Source organism: Natrinema ejinorense, from assembly GCF_002494345.1.
Lineage (GTDB): Archaea > Halobacteriota > Halobacteria > Halobacteriales > Natrialbaceae > Natrinema > Natrinema longum.
Genome location: NZ_NXNI01000001.1, coordinates 1,913,833 through 1,929,493, shown reverse-complemented (window position 1 = coordinate 1,929,493; position 15,661 = coordinate 1,913,833). Strand labels below are relative to the sequence as shown.

Below are 15,661 nucleotides of genomic sequence, written 5' to 3'. Positions count from 1 at the left end.
CGGTCCACCCGGCGTCAGGACGGCAGCGGACAGAGGCTCGCAGTGAAAATCACCGTCTCGTCGGTCTCGTTTCGCGCGCCGTGGGCGACGCCGCGCTCGTGATGGACGACGCCGGGCGCGTCGATCCGCTCGCGTTCGTCGTCCTGCAGTACGGTCACCGTTCCCTCGAGTACGTGGAAGACGTTCGTACTCCCGGGATGATCGTGGGCCTCGAGTTCGCCACCGGGACCGAGGGCGAACGCCTTGACGAGGACGTCGTCGCTGACGACCAGTTCCGCGGTTTCGACCTCGCCGTCGGCGGGCTCGAGGTCGGCGATGGCATCGGCGTCGGTATCGAGCATGTGGGTCGATTCGATCGAGCGCACTATAACAGCACTGGGAGCGCCAAGCGGAAAGCGAGACCGGCGCGGACGTACCTGTGGCGAGCGAGCGCTCAGACGGTCTCCTGTCCGTCAGTGCCGGTGGGACCGGGACTGCCCTGCGGTCCCACCGGGACATCGGGACAGCAAACCGTCTCAGTCTTCGGTCTCGGTCGGCAGCTTGTTCGTAGGTTCGTGCGTGACGTTCTCCGAGACCCGTCGGCGGTTCTGCTCGCCGATCCGGTCTGCGACCTCGCCGACGACGTCCTCGAGGTGGCTCTGAACTTCGCTGTCGTCGTCCTTGACGAGTGCCCCCTCGCTACCGTCGGCCCCGAAGTCGGGGTGAATCGGAATCCGGCCCAGCAACGGCACGTCGTACTGGTCGACGATGGTATCCGCGCCGCTGGTCCCGAACAGCCCGTGCTGGTCGCCACAGGACGGACAGATAAAGGAACTCATGTTCTCGACGACGCCCAGCACCGGGGTGTCGTGTTTGTTGAACATCTGGATCCCCTTTCGGGTGTCGTCCAGTGCCATCTCCTGGGGCGTCGTGACGACGACCGAGCCCGCTACCGGCATCGACTGCAGCAGGTTCAACGTCGCGTCGCCGGTGCCCGGCGGCAGATCCACGATGAGGTAGTCCAGCTTGCCCCACTCGACGCCCTCGAGGAACTTCATCATGAACTTGTTGACCATCGGCCCACGCAAGATCGCGGGGTCGTCGTCTTCCTCCATCATGATTCCCATACTGATGACGCGGACGCCGTCCGAGCGCGGCGGGACGATTTCCTCGTTGGGTGTGACGCCGGGTTCGCTCTCGACGGGGAGGATCTGCGGGATGTTCGGGCCGTGAATGTCGGCGTCGAGCAGCCCCACCATCGCACCGCGTTTCTCGAGTCCGGCCGCGAGGTTGGCCGCGACCGTCGTCTTGCCGACGCCGCCTTTCCCGGAGGAGACCGCGATGACGTTGCGAACTCGCGGCAGGACCTCGTCGTCGAACCCGTGTTCCTCGCCGACGTGTGCTCGCAGGTCGGGCTCGAGGCCGGCGTCCTCGATGACCTCGCGGATCCGATTACCCAGCTCCAGTTCGGAGGGGGCATACGGGGCGTTGAACGCGAGCGAGATCCGGGCCGTCTCGTCGTCGATCGTAACGTCGTTGACCAGTCCCAGCGAGACGATGTCTTCGCCGATGTCCGGATCCTCGACCTCCTCGAGTTTGATTTCGAGTTCGTGTTCTGTGATGCTCATAGTGACTGTGTGCTAGCCGATTAGAGGGTGTGGAACGGGATACGTGTGATGGTTCGAAACTCGAGAGTCACCGGAGACGACCCGCTGGCGACTCGATCGAGCGCGAAAAATAAACGCGGTGTTCGGATGCGGTTCCTGACGGTTACGGCGGACCGACGCTGCTGAACGGTTCGGGCACGCCGCCGTAGAAGACGAAGCCGATCAGCATGGTCAGGACGAACATTCCGACCCACATCGACGTCGTCAGGCCGACGAGGTAGCTCACGCCGAGCAGTCCGGACTTCGTATCGCGGGGTTCACCGAGGAACCACGCCGCGATCATGATGTAGACCGGAACCAGGATGACCGCGAAGATGATCCAGGTCCCCTCGTTGGCGAAGCCGGTGAAGCCGCTCGTTCCGTCGTAGCCGTGGTACAGGAGCGTCGACGCCACTGTCAATGCTGAACTCATGCTTCCACCTCCGGTTCGGTTGCTTCCTCACTGTGCTCGTGGTCGCCGCGCAGGTGTTCGATCGCGTGGAGTTCGACCACCGGGACGAGCTTCGAGAGGTTGAGGAATAAAAGTGCTACCAGCGCAGTCGTCCCGACGAGCGAGAGCCACTCGATCGCGCTCGGGAAGTAGGTCCCGGGCGTGTTGGCGTAGATGTCGAAGGTCGGGTGCAGGAAGCCTTCGACGACGAAGAGGACTTTTTCGGTCAGGGTCCCGGTAAGGATGATCGCACTGGCGAGAAGCGCTCGCTTCTTACTGAACAGGGCTGGACGGATCCCCTGCAGGAAGATATAGACGAGCGTACCGAACATCATCGCCATCGCAACTCGGTAGACCGGGTGGGCGATCTTCGCCTCGATTGCGACCGCCTTGTTGGTCGGACCGAGGAAGACGCCGTTGATGATCGTCTGGAGCTGGAACCACAGGAACAACAGGGTGAAGAACCCGAGCCAGAGGAGCATCCCGCGGAAGATGTCGTCGGTGATGATGTGGTCCCAGTCGTAGGCTCGGCGGAACGCGTAGGAGATGATCGTGATGCCGCTGATCGCCGACATCAGGGCGATACTGAGGAACATCGGCCCCTGAATCGCGCCGGTCCAGCCGGGCATCGCCGGGAGCAGCGCGAACAGCCACGGGATCACGCCGCCGTGGAGCAAGAGCGGGGCCATGATGATGACTGCAGCCGCGAGCCACCAGACCATTCGGTCGATGACCTCGTCTTCCTTCTTCGTGTAGCCGATGGTCATCAGCTTGTAGACCGGCTCGAACATGTCCGGCAGATCGTCTCGCAGACGGCTGATGTCATAGCGTAGCGTCAGGGCGAGATACGTCGCCGACAGCACGAAGTAGGCCGTGATGACGGTCACGTCCCACACGAGCGGCGAGTTATTGACCGTGATGTGGTAGTGTCCGATGACGCTCGTCACCATCCGGTCCGGACGGCCCATGTGGACCAGGATGTAGAAGCCGGCGGCCGAGAGGCCACCGATCGTGGTCATCTCCGCGAGGCGAGCGACCGGCATGTATCGGTCCATGCCCAGCAGGCGGACGGCGGCCGAGAGGATGATCCCGCCGTGTGCCACCCCGACCCACCAGATGAACGCGCCGATGTACAGGCCCCAGGTCGAGCCGCCACCGCTCCCCCAGTCGCCGAGGCCGGTGACGACCAGCCCCTTCTGGAGCTGGACCGCCCAGGCGATGAGGAAGGCAACGAGGCCCAGTGCCGCGACACCGTACAGGATGAAGTACTTCTTCGTGAGCGTATTGATCGGCCGGAGAATGTCCGCTTCTGATGGCTCCTTCGTGCTCATAGCGACACCCCGTCAACGCGACCGATCGTTTCTTCGTCGAGAGCCTCCTGGCGCTTGTCGAGGAGGTCCTGATCCTCGTACTTGGTCGGTCCTTCGACCTGATGGGCCTCCGGTCCGGGTTGCTGGCCGAGGTAGGTGACGTTCGGGTTCGTCCCGATGTCCTCGAGCAACTGGAACGAACTCGGGTCGCCAGCGTACTGCTCGAGTCGGAACTGGGCCTGCTGTTCGCTGCCATCGCCGAGTCCCAGTTCGGCGTACGCCTCCTCGGTCTCGAGGTCGACGTACTGCTCGAAGGCCTCGACGGCGGCGAGGATCCGCTGTTCGTTCTCGAGAATGGAGTTGTTCTCGGCGTCGCCGGGTTCCATCCCCTCGCTGACGATGTCGATCGCCTTCATAACCGCGAGGATGTCCGAGGTGAGGCCGTCGATATTCTCGATCGCGGTCTCGAGGTCGTCGCCGTCGCTGAGGGCCTCGTTGACCTGGTCCGCCGACGGAGCGGCTTTGGTACTTTCGACGCTGTTCGTCAGGTGGATGATCGAGCGACTCTTGGTCGGGTGCTCGCGGTGTTGGGATGGATCGCTCTTCTCGTCTTTCACGTTCCCGAACTGGATCGCACCCGGCGGGCAGGCAGCTTCGCAGGCACTCGTTCCCACTTTCTCCTCGCCCTGCTTGCCGTCCTGCATGGACGGACACATCGTACACTTGCTCATCACGCCGCGGGGTGCGCGGCTGTCGACCCATCGCTCGCCGTATTCGTAATTTGCGTGAGTGATCTGGTCGGGATCTTCCGGATCCTCGTTCCCGTCGATGTCCTCGTAGTCCACGCTCGGTTCGCCCCACTGGAAGTAGTTGACGCCGTAGGGACAGGCGACCTGACAGTACCGGCAGCCGATACAAACGTCGTAGTCGGTCAGGACGAGTCCGTCCTTGTCGCGGGTGTGACGGGCCGTCGTCGGACAGACCTTCTCACAGGGAGCGTCCGTGCAGTGCTGGCACGGGCGCACGAGCATGTTGAAGTCGCTCCCCATGTTGAAGTCGGTGTAGACGTCGGTCCCGCCGTCTTCTCCGGGACCCTCGTGGTTCTCGTCCTCCCAGGCCATGACGTACATCCAGTTGACCCCTTTGTCGAGGTCGTTCTCCTGGGTACAGGCCGTCATACAGGTCAGACAGCCGTCACAGCGCTCGAGGTCGATCGTCATCCCCCACTGGGTGTCCGATTCCTCGGTAGTCTCCTGTCGGGGTCCGTGCCCTCCTTCGGCCGCCGCGAGGGGTTGTTCCCCGTCGTCGACGGTCCCCCAGGCACCGAGCCCGACGGCCGCCGCGCCGACGCCCATCTTTTTCATCGTTTCGCGACGGGTCTCGTCGCCGTCGCCGTCGAAGGCGTCGAGCATGTTGGAGACGGTGCCGCTCGCCTCCTCTTGGGCCGCTTCGTAGGCCTCTTTGGTCGGGCGCTGGTCCTCGCCGAACTCCTCCATCACGTCCTCGTGATAGCGTTCGTGGAATTCGGCTTCGGAGAGTTCGCCCTTCGTGACCCGCATCGCGTCCTGGGCCATCTCCATACCGAGTTCGTTGTCGTACTCGGTATCGTCGAGCATCGCCTCGAGGTCGTCCTCCCACTCTTTTCCGAGCGGATGGAATGATTCATCGTCCGTGCTCATTAGATCAGAACACCTCTGAATATGACGCTGGTGTCATGCCGGAGGTACTCGACGGCATGCACTTGAAATCGTTCATTTGTGGATCCTCATTCCCCGTCTCACAACCGTACTTTGATGTACTATCGAGTCGATTTCCAATACGTGAGAACCAATGCGAATATGTTCGCAGGTATTTAAGTGAGTAGCGGGTATTCTATCCGCCTCCCTCGAACCCGTTCGAAGCGATCAGCGTGTCTAAATCGTTCCAACGCCGTATACCGCTCGAGGAGGAAACCGGGAGGACAGCAGGATCGGTGAGAGCAACGCCAAAACACGAGCGAACACGGCGGCCCCCGCTCCGGTGTGCCCAGTGGATCAATCAACTCGTCGCGAGTTGCTCCTCGAGCGATTCCTCGCGGTCGATGTTGGGGAGATCCTCGACGAACCGCTTGATGATCGCCTCTTCCGCCCGGTGGAGCGTTTCGCTACAGGTCGATTTGGCGATGTCGAGGTGGCCCGCGAGGTCGGTCAGCGAACAGCGCCGCGGGGTGTCGTAGTACCCCTCGTCGACGGCGGCCGCGACGACCTCGAGCTGGCGCTCCGAGAGGAGTTGGCTCTCGTGGAGTCGCTCGCGTACGTGTTCGATCCGATACTGGAGGCCGAAGTGTTCGAGCTGTTCGGCGAGTTCGGCCAACCGTTCTCGGGAGCCAGTGACCTCGATCGACGCCTCGCCGTCCTGAATCTCGACCGGGAGCTCGATCGGCATCCCCGACTCTCGAGAGGAAAACATCAGGAGGGGCACCGTCGTCTCGAAGTGAACCGTCGCCTCGTTGTCGCTCCACTGGGCGAGCGTGATTTCGGTGAGCTGTGGGTGATCGTTCATCGCCTCGATCACTTCAGGGACCGCCGGACCGGAAATCCGGACGAGTGCGAAGCCGGACTCCGTCCCCGGGACGGCTGCAAGGACCCGAAAAGTCGCCGCTGGATACTCCGTCGATATCTGTTGAATCCAGATCTCCTCGGGCATTGTGAGAGTAAGGGTTGCTTGGGCCATACGAACGTGTTCCGTTCGAATCTATATACGGGTGGTTACGAATATGTTCGGCAAATTCCCACCCGCCGGGAAGACTGTGGTAGTCGAACACGTTCGGACGAACGACCAACGGAGCGCGGACCGAACGCGGAACCGATGGCAACCAAACCGACCGAACGAACGCTGGACGTCAGGGAGATCGATGGCCCGCCGTTCGACGACATCATCGCCGCACTCGGAGACCTCGAGTCCGACCAACGACTGCGGTTGATCGCGCCGTTCGAACCCAGACCGCTCTACGAGGAACTCGACGAGCGCGGGTTCACCCACGAGAGCGAGGAACGCGACGGCGGCGTCTGGCACGTTCTCATCGAATCCGCGTAGCCGGCCGAGGCGAAGCGCGAATATGTTCGCACAAAGGCCGATGGCTGACTCGGACCCAGGAAGAACTACATGACACGACTCGATGTCAGAGATATCCCGCCGGTGAACCGCCATCCGAAGATCCACGACGAGTTCGACGCCCTCGAGCCGGGCGAGACGTTGACGATCGTCAACGATCACGAACCCAAGCCGCTGTTCTACGAGTTCGAAGCGGAGGTCGAGGCGTTCGACGCCGACGGCTACGAGGTCGAACGGGTCGCCCCCGACGAGTTCGTCGCCAGGTTCCCGAAACAGGAAGCGTAGCTCCGGAAACGCCGTCGGTCCGGTCGAGTGAGTTCCGCTGATCCCCCGACGATCACTGCTCGGGGGAACATGTACGGGACGAAAGATAGCAAGCGAGGGATCGAACAGTCACGTATGCAATCGCTCACCAGCGTCGTCGACCGGACCGCCGCACCGAGCGATCGACCCCAGGAGCACCTCGACGTGCGATCGCTCGGCCCGCCGAATCCGCTCCAGCAGACGCTCGAGCGACTCGTCGAGCTACCCGACGAGACCGTCTTGATCCAGCAAAACGATCGGGTTCCCCAGTTTCTGTTCCCGAAATTGGACGACCGCGGTTACCGATACGAGACGGTCGAGCGCGACGACGACGTCGTGACCGTCATCTGGCGTGAAGATTGACGGACGAACGCGACTGAGACGCCGCTCGCTCGAGTCGCCACGATGGGATCGAGTGGTTCGATCCCACCGGGGACGAGCAACGTTCCCGAAACCTTTTGCTCCAGGCGGCAAGCATATCTAGTATGAACGAGTCGTTACTGGATATCCTCTGCTGTCCGCTCGACAAACACGATCTGGAACTCGAGGACGCCGAGTACGACGACGACGATGTCGTCGGCGGCGAACTCGTCTGTACGGAGTGCGGAGAGGCCTACCCGATCGAAGACGGGATTCCGAACCTATTGCCGCCGGATATGCGCGAAGAGACGCCGGCCTGAGGCTGCTCCGATCATGTCCGGGACCGAGGTCACCGTCCACGTCAATCGCGAGGCGGCCAACACGCTCGAGCCAGCCGGCACCGCCCTCGAGACCAGCGAGTCGTTTACGCTCCTGCTGGAAGGCCACGAGACGCCCGCCCACGTTCACTGTCGCCTCGATGGTGGCCTCGGACGAATCGCATCGCTCGATGAATCGAACTACTACATCGAGCCGAGTACCGTCACGCCCGTCCCGGTCGCCGTCAATACCGGCGGTATCGATAGGCCCGTCGACGGTCACCTCGAAGTGGTAACCGGTTACGGCTCCGAATCCGTCTCGATCGACGTCACCGTCCTCCCCGGCCCACCGAACGTCGACGTCGACGAGTCGCTCGCGAAACCCGCTCGATCGGAGCCGGACCCGACGACGCTCGAGCGAGGGCTGGATCGGGTGACCGGTGCAAGCGGTTTCGAGCCAGCGACGCTCGGGGTCCTGGCACTCGGAGTGGTCGCGATCGGTATCGCGGCGCTGACGACGGCGACGATCGGCGGTCCCGTCGCAACGGCCGGACTGGCGATCGTCCTCGTCGGTACCGTCGTCGCACTGTTCTTGCTGGTTCGGTAACACGGCGACCGCGGCTCGACGGTCAGTCGTCGACTCGCGTCGCCTCGAGCTCGCCCTCGTCGTCGAATCGCTTGGCACGGAGGTATCGTGCCCGGTATCGGTTCGCACCGTCGTAGACATCAGCCTCGCGTATTTCGTCGGTTCGGTCCTCCGCGACGGCGTCGATCAGTTCCTCGAGTTGATTCAGTTCGCTGGTCGTGAGTTCGAGTTCGTAGGTGTGTTCCGTCTCGGACTCGAGGGTCGTCCACTTACGAGCGGCGGCGACCACGAGCGAGCACGGTTCGCGACAGGGGAAGTGGCCGTCACCGCCGTCGGCGTCGAGTTCGTCGCCCGCCTCGTACTGCCACTCCCGGCGGCGGAGACACTGGGAATCGACGCAGCAGGCCTCTGCCATCCACTCGACGGCCTCCCGGGGGAGTTCGTCGATCACGTCGTAGATCCCCGTCTGCCGCTCGGCGGTCTCGAGCCAGTGATCGACGTCGAGGGTCCCCTGCAGTTCGCGGTGCCAGTTGGCGACCGTCGCGGGATAGAAGAACTCGACCGTCTCGACGAGGGCCGCGCCCGAGAGACCGGTAAAGGCCCAGCCGGCGGGCAGCGTCGGCGCGGTCTTTAGCGGTCGATACCGGCCGTCGTCGTCGTAGGTCGCGAGTTCTCGCGCATCGCGGGGATCATCGTACACCTCGAGGTCCGCGACGTCGCTACCGGCGTCGTCGACGTGCCACAGGTCGTAGACCCGCTCCCCGTCGGGCTCGTCGATGTCGAGGTAGCGGGTCGTGATCGACAGCTGGCCCCACTCGCGGTCGATGCCGTCGCGGAGGGCGTCGTATCGTTCGGGTACTGCGAGTGTCTCGGTGCCGGCGTCGTCCTCGCTCCAGGGACCGGTCATCGCGTGGTCGGTCTCGGCGTCCGCGAGCGGCGCTCGTTCACACCACCGAAGGAACGCGCGGCGGGCGGTCCCCGCTCCGCCGACGCGCTCTTGCCAGTACCGCCAGTTCGTCACGTACTCCTCGCAGGATTCGAGTGCGTGGTGCAACTCGGTCTCGTCGAGACCGGTCCACTCGTTGTCCGGCGTCTCGAGGCGGTATCCGTCGGCGGATGCGTCGACGTGCAGGCCGTCGAACGCGACGCCCGAGGATGCGTGTTCGAGCAGCGTCTCGAGGTCGTCCCTCGCCACGGTCACGCGTCAGTCCCCCGCACCCGTTCCCGCGCTCGGTTCGGGACCCGTGTCAGCGACCGAGGCGGCCAGTTCGCGGACCGCCTCGCGAGCGTCGCCGATATCGGCACCGGCGTCCGCCGCCCGCTCGAGGACGACGTCGGCCATCAGGTCCTCGGTGCCGACCGCGCCGGTGTACCAGATCCGGTGGCCGTCGACCGCGGCCGGCACGTCCCACCCGAGCCGGTAGTCCTCGGTCAGTCCCATGTCCTCGGGGATGTCCTCCTGGGTGTGGTAGCCGTCGGCGATAAAGAGCGGCACGACGACGATATCCTCGCTCTCGAAGTAATCCGTCACGTCGTCGACTTCGGGCTCCTCGTCCATGAACAGCGCCTTCACCTCGTCGAAGCGGTCGCGTTCGGCGATCCGGTCGCTGTGATATTTGATCGCCTTCGCTGAGTTCTCGTTTCGGTCAGTCCCGTGGCCGACGACGGACAGGCCGAATCCCTCGCCGACGTCCGGATCCTCGGTCGCGGTCTCGGCGCGCTGGACGATCACGTCCGTCATCGCGTCGTGGGTCCCGACAGGTCCACAGTAGTGGATCGTCTTGCCGACGTCCTCGGCCTCGAGCGTGGCCTGCGAGGCGCTCGTCCCGTCCGATTCCCATCTGTCCGGATCCCACTCCTCGAGGCGCAGTTCGCGGGGAATGACCTCCTCGGTGAAGTACCCCTCGCTGATGAAGAGGGGAACGACGAACACTTCGTCGGACTCGAGGGTCCGGATCACCTCGCGGAAGTGTGGTTCCTCCTTCCAGAACGCCTCGCGAACCTCGTCGAACGCACCCGTTTCGCGAATGGTGTCCGCGTGGGCGTAAGTCGGATCCGACGCGTCTGGATTCAGATGCGATCCGTGTGCCGCGATGACCAGCGCTTGCATGGCTGGCGCTTAGGATGGAGATGGTATAGGGACTTCGCTGCCGGACCTCGTCGCCGGGTCCGGCGGCGGCGGTTGTCGAACCGCGGTCGGCCGATCCTCCGCGCGTAGGGTTACAGCGTGACACCCCACACGGTCGGCCACCGACCGTCCGGCCGAACGTCGTCCGAGACGTCGTTCTAGAACGTCTCTTCGATGATTTCGCCGACGGCGAAGTTCGACTTGACTTCGGTCACTTCGATCTTGACGCGGTCGCCGACGTCAGCGCCGGGAACGATGATGACGTAGCCGCGTTCGACCCGGGCGATACCGTCGCCCTGTTTGCCGATGTCTTCGATCTCGACGTAGCGCGTTTCGCCGACGTCGACCGGTGGTTGTGGCTCGGATGGCACACTTCCGGCCGTGGCGGTCGCCGACCCGCCGTCGGTCTCGTCCTCGTCCTCGCGGGAAATGAGCGCGACGCGGTACACGTCCCCGGGGTCGACATCGCCGGTTTCGATTTCCTGACGCGGTACTTCGATGACGTATCGATCCTCTTCCTCGGAAACGTCCGTACTGAACAGACACAGCAGTTTTTCAGATATCTCCACAGGTAGACCCTCTATTTCAGTGCAGATTCCCATCCATAATAGAACTACCGACACGGAACCACCGATCCACCGACGAATCGGGCGCGTCCGGATCGAGCACCCCGGCAAACCGGACCGAAGCGAGAGGGTCCTCCGTTAGTCGGCGGTCTCGAGCGGGCGCGTCGTCACGAACCGAGAGAGGTCGAACTCCGTCCCGAGGTCGGCATCGGTGACCGACTCGTAGGGGCGGTTGACGACGATGTCGCCGGCGGTGCTGTCGCCGATACCGGGAATCGCCGTCAGTTCGTTCATCGAGGCCGCGTTGAGATCGAGCGGGTAGGGAACGCCGGTCACCGAGCGGTAGCCGTGATCGACGATGGCGATGTCGACCGTCTCCCCGAGTTGGCGCTCGCCCGGAATCCCGACCAGCAGCGGGTAGGTCCCCAGTTGGCGACCGAAGGTCTTGCCGTCCTGGTGGTACTCGAGGTGAACGTCCGGGAGGACGGTCCCCGGCGGGGCGACGCGCTCGAGCATGGGGTTGTCGATTTCCTCGCGGACTTGCTTCTTGTAGCGTTTGAACAGCTGTTTGTGCTCGTTCGCGATCTCGGCCCCCGTGTCGCTCATGTCGGTCCCGTCGAAGGCCATCACCTGTCGGATGTTGATCCGCCGGAGCATGTAGCCCTCGTCGTAGACGCGCTGGAGGAACGCGCGATTGTGCTCGTAGGTCTCCTCTCGTTCGCCCTTGAGGCCGTGCAGGAGGTTGATCCCGGGGAGGAGCTTCGGGAGCCGTCGCGGCGCGTCGTCGCCGAAGGTGGGCGCGTCCTCGGGGTCTTCACCGGGCCGCCAGCCGGCTTCCTCGTTGACGATCCGTACCGCTTCGAAACACTCCTCGGCGGTGACGTTCAGGTTGTTCTCCGCCTGAACCACCGGATCGGCCGACTCGAGGCCGAAGGCGGCCGTGTCGCCGGGCGTGTTGTGCTCGGCGATGATCCGGATCCCCTCGCGGCTCTGCTCGGGCCACTCCACGATCGTGATGGGGTTCATGTTGTCCAGATGCAGCGTCTCGAGGTCGGGCGCGACCTCGCGGATCCCGCTGTAGAGCTGGCGCAGGGCGTCCGGGTTGGGCGCTTCCCCGTCCCCTCCGTAGGCGAGGATATCCGCCTGACGGCCGATCCGGAAGTGTTTGACGCCGTGGTCCGATAGCGCGTCGACCTCGCCGACGACCGTCGGCGGCGGCCGGAACTCGGGGTTGCCGTACAGCGGCTCCGTACAGAACGAACAGCGATACGCACAGCCCCGCGAGGTCTCGAGTTCCGCGATGAGGTACTCGGGATGGTTGGGATGTTGGTCGACGATGAACGCACCCTCCTGGGCCCACCGCGACACCTCGTCGATGTCGCGCATTCGGTTGTTGAAGCCTTCGAGACCGCTTTCGACGAGGTCGTAGACGGCGGCCTCGACGTCACCTTTGGCGACGAAATCGAAGTCCAGATCCTGCCGTTCGGTTTCCGTCGCGCCGGCGTTTTCCTCGCCGACGCCGAACTTGACGGGCCCGCCCATCAGGCTCGTCCCGGTGGCGGTCCAGGCGAGCTTTCGGACTTCGTCGGGTTCGGCCGGCGTGCCGCCGACGTACTTGCCGGGAACGGTCATCCCGCCGAGGTAGACCAGGAGGTCCGCCTCGTCGACGTCGCGCCAGTAGTCGGGCTGGTCCCGAAGCCGATCGATCGTGTGGTAGGTGATCCGCTCGCGTGGGACGCCCGCGTCGACGAGCGCACCGGCCGCGTACCGGGGATACGTCGAAATATACGGTGGCACCCCGAAGTGAGCGGGTTCGTCGACGTAGCCGTCGACGATCGTCACCGACAGCGTCTCGGGGTCAGTCATGGCTCCCGGTAGCGCCTCGAGGAGTAAAACAATGACTACACGCGGTCCGGGTCCCCCAGCGGTCACTCCAACCGCTGTGAAACCGAAACCCGGGCCGCTCGAGACCGGTCGACTCGATCACAGCCGTTTCGAAGCCTCCGCTTCGAGATCCGCACCGACTTCGATCGCCCTCGTGATGCCGTGTTCCAGCGTTCCGTTGGAGTGGTCCGCTTTGGACGGACGAACGAGCGGTTCCGCGTCCGTCATCATCTCCATCTCGTCCGTTATTGCGTGGCACTCGTCCGCTAGCGCTTTGGCTGCCTCGAGAACCTCCTCGTCTATCCCGTCGGATTCGTATCGCATCTCGTCTAACCGGTCCGCGATGCGACCGATTTCCGCGTGCGTCTCCGCATCGGCCCGGACGAGATCGGTCGTCGGTCGGTTCCAAACGGACTGTGCGCGTTGCCCGATCTGTGCTGCCTCGCGATACCACTCGGTTCGCCGCTCCCTTCGCTCCGTTCGTCCGTCCTGCCACGCCTCGTAATGATACGGAAGGACGGTATCAGCGATCCAGCCCGCGACGAGGCCGACCACCAGTCCGACCGAAACGCTTGGGATGTCGACTGCGACCACGTGGACGTACACCTCGGGGGCCGTCTATGGGCTCACGGATATTCATTAACTCGGATTGTGACGATCGCTCTCGCCGCGTGACGGTCTCGATGAAGACGCTCGCTGTGTGCCATCTCGAACTGGCGTGCCGCAACCCCGACGTTGATAGTCGTCGTGACGCTAGACGTGCATATGCCTCCGACAGAGGAAATCGTGTGTACTGCCGAGGATTGCTTTCTCGACATCTTCGAGAACCACTACACGTACGACGTTCCCGACGAGTTCGCCATCTCGGAACTGTCGTGCCCGGTCTGTGGGGGAACCGACTGTCTCGAGCGGGTCGAACTCTGATCGGTGTCGTCTCGAACCACGACACCGGCGCGTTCGACCCGAAAACGGGGGACGTCGTCAGACGTTTCTTTTGAAAGCATAGAAAAGGATATAATGCGGACTATCGTAGCCGTCACTACGGTCATGCTTGCTATGTACTGTCAGGCCCTTCTCCCGGTCCCCACGACCGTCGCCACCGTCGCACGTACCGCCTGGGGTGACCCCCCGTGAGCCTCAAGAAGTTCGGCCGATCGGTCGGGAACGCACTCTATCGACAGATCGGCCGCACGAACAGTCGCCTCCAGAACCACAGATCACTCCCAGTCGACGTTCTCGAGGACGATACCTCGTATCACGTCGTTTTCGACGCACCCGGTGCCGAGCCGGACGACGTTCAGGTCCGGTACCTCGAGGGCAACGTCAAGGTTCGAATCGACCGGTTCCGACAGTTCCACGAGGGATACGAGATGCGCTTCCCCGGTCGCGGGATGGGACTGTCCGGCGAAGCCGAGCTCCCGGCCGATGCGGTCGTCGATCCGAACGCCGGAACGGCACGGCTCAGCGAAACCGGCACGCTGAGCGTCGAAATTCCGAAAGGCTCGGCGATCGACGACGGCGGAGCCGACACGGCGGACGGGCTCGAAGCGGCCGACGAATCCGACGCCGAACCGGAACCCGACACGGATACGGAACCGGTCGCGATCGACGACTGATCACTCCCGGTCGAGGGCCATCCCCTCGACGATCTCGAAGGCTTCGTCGCCGTCGAACCGCAACGGATCGAAGGCGTCGATCCCCGATCCGCCGAGTATTTCTTCCGCGATCCGCTCGCCGATCGCCGGCGCACGCATGAAGCCGTGCCCCTGGAACCCGGTCGCGACGTACAGCCCATCGGCGACCCGTCCGACCAGCGGATCGCGGTCCGGGGTCGCCGTACAGAGGCCGGCCCACGCCCGTTCGAGCCCATCGTCGCCCGCCCGCTCGAGCGCCGGAACCCGGTGTGTGACCCGCTCGAGGAGATCGTCGGCGAAGGTTGGATCCGCCTCCCGGTCGTAGGTATCGGGATCTGCCACACGGTGTTCGACGCCGTCGCCGGCGAGAATCCCGCCGGCGTGGGGCCGCAGGTAGAAGTCGCCGGTCGCGTCGTAACACATCGGTTCCGCGAGGTCGCCGGCAGCGACGAGCGCCTGCACCCGATAGGGTTTCACGGCGAGGGGGATACCCGCATCGTCGAGCAGTTCTCCGGTTCGAGCGCCGGCAGCCACCAGCACTGCATCGACCTCCCGGATCGTCCCATCCGGACGGATCACCCGCGCGGGATCCGTCCGTACCTCGACCGGCGTGCCGGTCTCGAGGGTCGCGCCGGCGCCGGTGGCCGCGGCCGCGAGACAGGCCGTGTACCGAGTCGGATCGGTGTAGCCCGCAGCGCCGGCGATCCCCGCGACATCGACGTCGTCCGTTCGCAGGGACGAAAAGCGGTCCGCGAGCGTCTCGCCGTCCATTTCGAAGGCGACGATCTCGTGTTCCTGCATGCGACGTACCTGTTCGCGAATGGCGTCGGCCCCGTCGGCGTCACCGTCACGAGCGAGCCAGACGTAGGGACATTCGACGAACGGGAACGTGTCGTCCCCGGAGAGCGCGCGAAATCGCTCGATCGCGTCGCTGGCGATCTCGGCGTCGAGGCCGTCGGCAAAGGCGTCGTAGCAGATGCCGGCCGCCCGCCCGGTCGCGTCGCTCGCGACGTCGTCACGATCGTACAGGGTCACGTCCGCACCCTCGCGCGCGAGGTCGTAGGCTGCGGTCGCGCCGATGGCACCTGCACCGACGACCGCCACCTCGAGGCCGGCTCCCGCCCGAGTGAACGCGTCCGCACCGACGGCCAGTTCCGGCTCGTCGGGCCCGCTCATGGCCGATCACCCGTGGCTATCGATCGGTGAAATCGACTCGAGACGCGACCGCTGGGTTTCGTGGCGTCGAGTTGCATGGACGACACTCGTGGTGCGGTCTACTTACGTCTGGGTGGTCCCGAGGAAAGACGACTGGGGGACGGGAGGAAGGGGGGGTACGACGGCAGGGGCAAGCTCCATGGTTCAGTGTCGCTTCGCCCTGCCGTACGAACAAAGACGGCGACATCC

Annotated in this window: 19 protein-coding genes; 7 read left to right on the top strand and 12 right to left on the bottom strand. The window is 64.2% G+C overall.

What is annotated here, in order from left to right:
- Nucleotides 1-14 precede the first annotated feature (14 nt).
- The 6 genes from CP557_RS09655 to CP557_RS09630 form a co-directional block, all read right to left on the bottom strand.
- Nucleotides 15-341, bottom strand: a complete 327-nt coding sequence (locus tag CP557_RS09655) for a cupin domain-containing protein (protein ID WP_097379697.1) — start codon at nucleotides 339-341, stop codon at nucleotides 15-17.
- A gap of 174 nt (nucleotides 342-515) precedes the next feature.
- Nucleotides 516-1,607 (bottom strand): Mrp/NBP35 family ATP-binding protein, encoded by a 1,092-nt coding sequence (locus tag CP557_RS09650; RefSeq protein WP_097379696.1) that lies wholly within the window; start codon nucleotides 1,605-1,607, stop codon nucleotides 516-518.
- A gap of 142 nt (nucleotides 1,608-1,749) precedes the next feature.
- A complete protein-coding gene (locus tag CP557_RS09645) occupies nucleotides 1,750-2,058 on the bottom strand; it encodes a hypothetical protein (protein WP_097379695.1) in 309 nt (102 codons plus the stop codon).
- Nucleotides 2,055-3,407 carry an NrfD/PsrC family molybdoenzyme membrane anchor subunit gene (gene nrfD / locus CP557_RS09640; RefSeq protein ID WP_097379694.1) on the bottom strand — a complete coding sequence of 451 codons (1,353 nt, stop codon included), beginning with the start codon at nucleotides 3,405-3,407 and terminating at the stop codon, nucleotides 2,055-2,057. Before nrfD ends, CP557_RS09645 begins: the two co-directional genes overlap by 4 nt.
- The gene (locus CP557_RS09635; RefSeq protein ID WP_097379693.1) at nucleotides 3,404-5,065 is read right to left on the bottom strand and encodes a 4Fe-4S ferredoxin N-terminal domain-containing protein; all 1,662 of its coding nucleotides are present in this window, start codon (nucleotides 5,063-5,065) and stop codon (nucleotides 3,404-3,406) included. The genes nrfD and CP557_RS09635 overlap by 4 nt, the downstream gene beginning before the upstream one ends.
- A 358-nt stretch (nucleotides 5,066-5,423) precedes the next feature.
- The gene (locus CP557_RS09630; protein WP_097379692.1) at nucleotides 5,424-6,098 is read right to left on the bottom strand and encodes a helix-turn-helix domain-containing protein; all 675 of its coding nucleotides are present in this window, start codon (nucleotides 6,096-6,098) and stop codon (nucleotides 5,424-5,426) included.
- Between the two features lie 135 nt (nucleotides 6,099-6,233).
- Between CP557_RS09630 and CP557_RS09625 the strand changes: the two genes are divergently transcribed.
- The 5 genes from CP557_RS09625 to CP557_RS09605 all read left to right on the top strand — a co-directional run bounded on the left by CP557_RS09625 (nucleotide 6,234) and on the right by CP557_RS09605 (nucleotide 8,066).
- The gene (locus CP557_RS09625) at nucleotides 6,234-6,461 is read left to right on the top strand and encodes a DUF2249 domain-containing protein (RefSeq protein WP_097379691.1); all 228 of its coding nucleotides are present in this window, start codon (nucleotides 6,234-6,236) and stop codon (nucleotides 6,459-6,461) included.
- A gap of 69 nt (nucleotides 6,462-6,530) precedes the next feature.
- Nucleotides 6,531-6,764 carry a DUF2249 domain-containing protein gene (locus tag CP557_RS09620; protein ID WP_097379690.1) on the top strand — a complete coding sequence of 78 codons (234 nt, stop codon included), beginning with the start codon at nucleotides 6,531-6,533 and terminating at the stop codon, nucleotides 6,762-6,764.
- Nucleotides 6,765-6,878: 114 nt separating this feature from the next.
- Complete coding sequence (locus CP557_RS09615; RefSeq protein ID WP_097381601.1) at nucleotides 6,879-7,145, top strand: DUF2249 domain-containing protein; 267 nt, start codon at nucleotides 6,879-6,881, stop codon at nucleotides 7,143-7,145.
- 122 nt (nucleotides 7,146-7,267) lie between these two features.
- Nucleotides 7,268-7,462, top strand: a complete 195-nt coding sequence (locus CP557_RS09610) for a methytransferase partner Trm112 (protein WP_097379689.1) — start codon at nucleotides 7,268-7,270, stop codon at nucleotides 7,460-7,462.
- A 13-nt stretch (nucleotides 7,463-7,475) separates the two neighbouring features.
- Nucleotides 7,476-8,066: a DUF7524 family protein gene (locus tag CP557_RS09605; protein WP_097379688.1), complete on the top strand. Its 591-nt coding sequence runs from the start codon at nucleotides 7,476-7,478 to the stop codon at nucleotides 8,064-8,066.
- A gap of 22 nt (nucleotides 8,067-8,088) precedes the next feature.
- Here CP557_RS09605 and CP557_RS09600 read toward each other — a convergent pair whose 3' ends face one another.
- From CP557_RS09600 to CP557_RS09580, 5 genes are all read right to left on the bottom strand, one after another.
- Entirely contained in the window at nucleotides 8,089-9,246 is a 1,158-nt protein-coding gene (locus CP557_RS09600) for a DR2241 family protein (protein WP_097379687.1), read from the bottom strand.
- Nucleotides 9,247-9,249: 3 nt separating this feature from the next.
- On the bottom strand, nucleotides 9,250-10,155 hold the full coding sequence (locus tag CP557_RS09595; protein WP_097379686.1) for a CbiX/SirB N-terminal domain-containing protein: 906 nt from the start codon (nucleotides 10,153-10,155) through the stop codon (nucleotides 9,250-9,252).
- A gap of 176 nt (nucleotides 10,156-10,331) precedes the next feature.
- Nucleotides 10,332-10,742 carry a TRAM domain-containing protein gene (locus tag CP557_RS09590; protein ID WP_097379685.1) on the bottom strand — a complete coding sequence of 137 codons (411 nt, stop codon included), beginning with the start codon at nucleotides 10,740-10,742 and terminating at the stop codon, nucleotides 10,332-10,334.
- 135 nt (nucleotides 10,743-10,877) lie between these two features.
- Complete coding sequence (locus CP557_RS09585; RefSeq protein WP_097379684.1) at nucleotides 10,878-12,605, bottom strand: radical SAM protein; 1,728 nt, start codon at nucleotides 12,603-12,605, stop codon at nucleotides 10,878-10,880.
- A gap of 117 nt (nucleotides 12,606-12,722) precedes the next feature.
- Nucleotides 12,723-13,229: a hypothetical protein gene (locus tag CP557_RS09580; RefSeq protein WP_097379683.1), complete on the bottom strand. Its 507-nt coding sequence runs from the start codon at nucleotides 13,227-13,229 to the stop codon at nucleotides 12,723-12,725.
- 159 nt (nucleotides 13,230-13,388) lie between these two features.
- Here CP557_RS09580 and CP557_RS22540 point away from each other — a divergent pair, with 159 nt between their 5' ends.
- Nucleotides 13,389-13,547 (top strand): DUF7559 family protein, encoded by a 159-nt coding sequence (locus tag CP557_RS22540; protein ID WP_169924365.1) that lies wholly within the window; start codon nucleotides 13,389-13,391, stop codon nucleotides 13,545-13,547.
- 206 nt (nucleotides 13,548-13,753) lie between these two features.
- Nucleotides 13,754-14,239 (top strand): Hsp20/alpha crystallin family protein, encoded by a 486-nt coding sequence (locus CP557_RS09575; protein WP_097379682.1) that lies wholly within the window; start codon nucleotides 13,754-13,756, stop codon nucleotides 14,237-14,239.
- Here CP557_RS09575 and CP557_RS09570 read toward each other — a convergent pair whose 3' ends face one another.
- Complete coding sequence (locus tag CP557_RS09570; protein WP_097379681.1) at nucleotides 14,240-15,433, bottom strand: NAD(P)/FAD-dependent oxidoreductase; 1,194 nt, start codon at nucleotides 15,431-15,433, stop codon at nucleotides 14,240-14,242.
- Nucleotides 15,434-15,661: the final 228 nt, after the last annotated feature.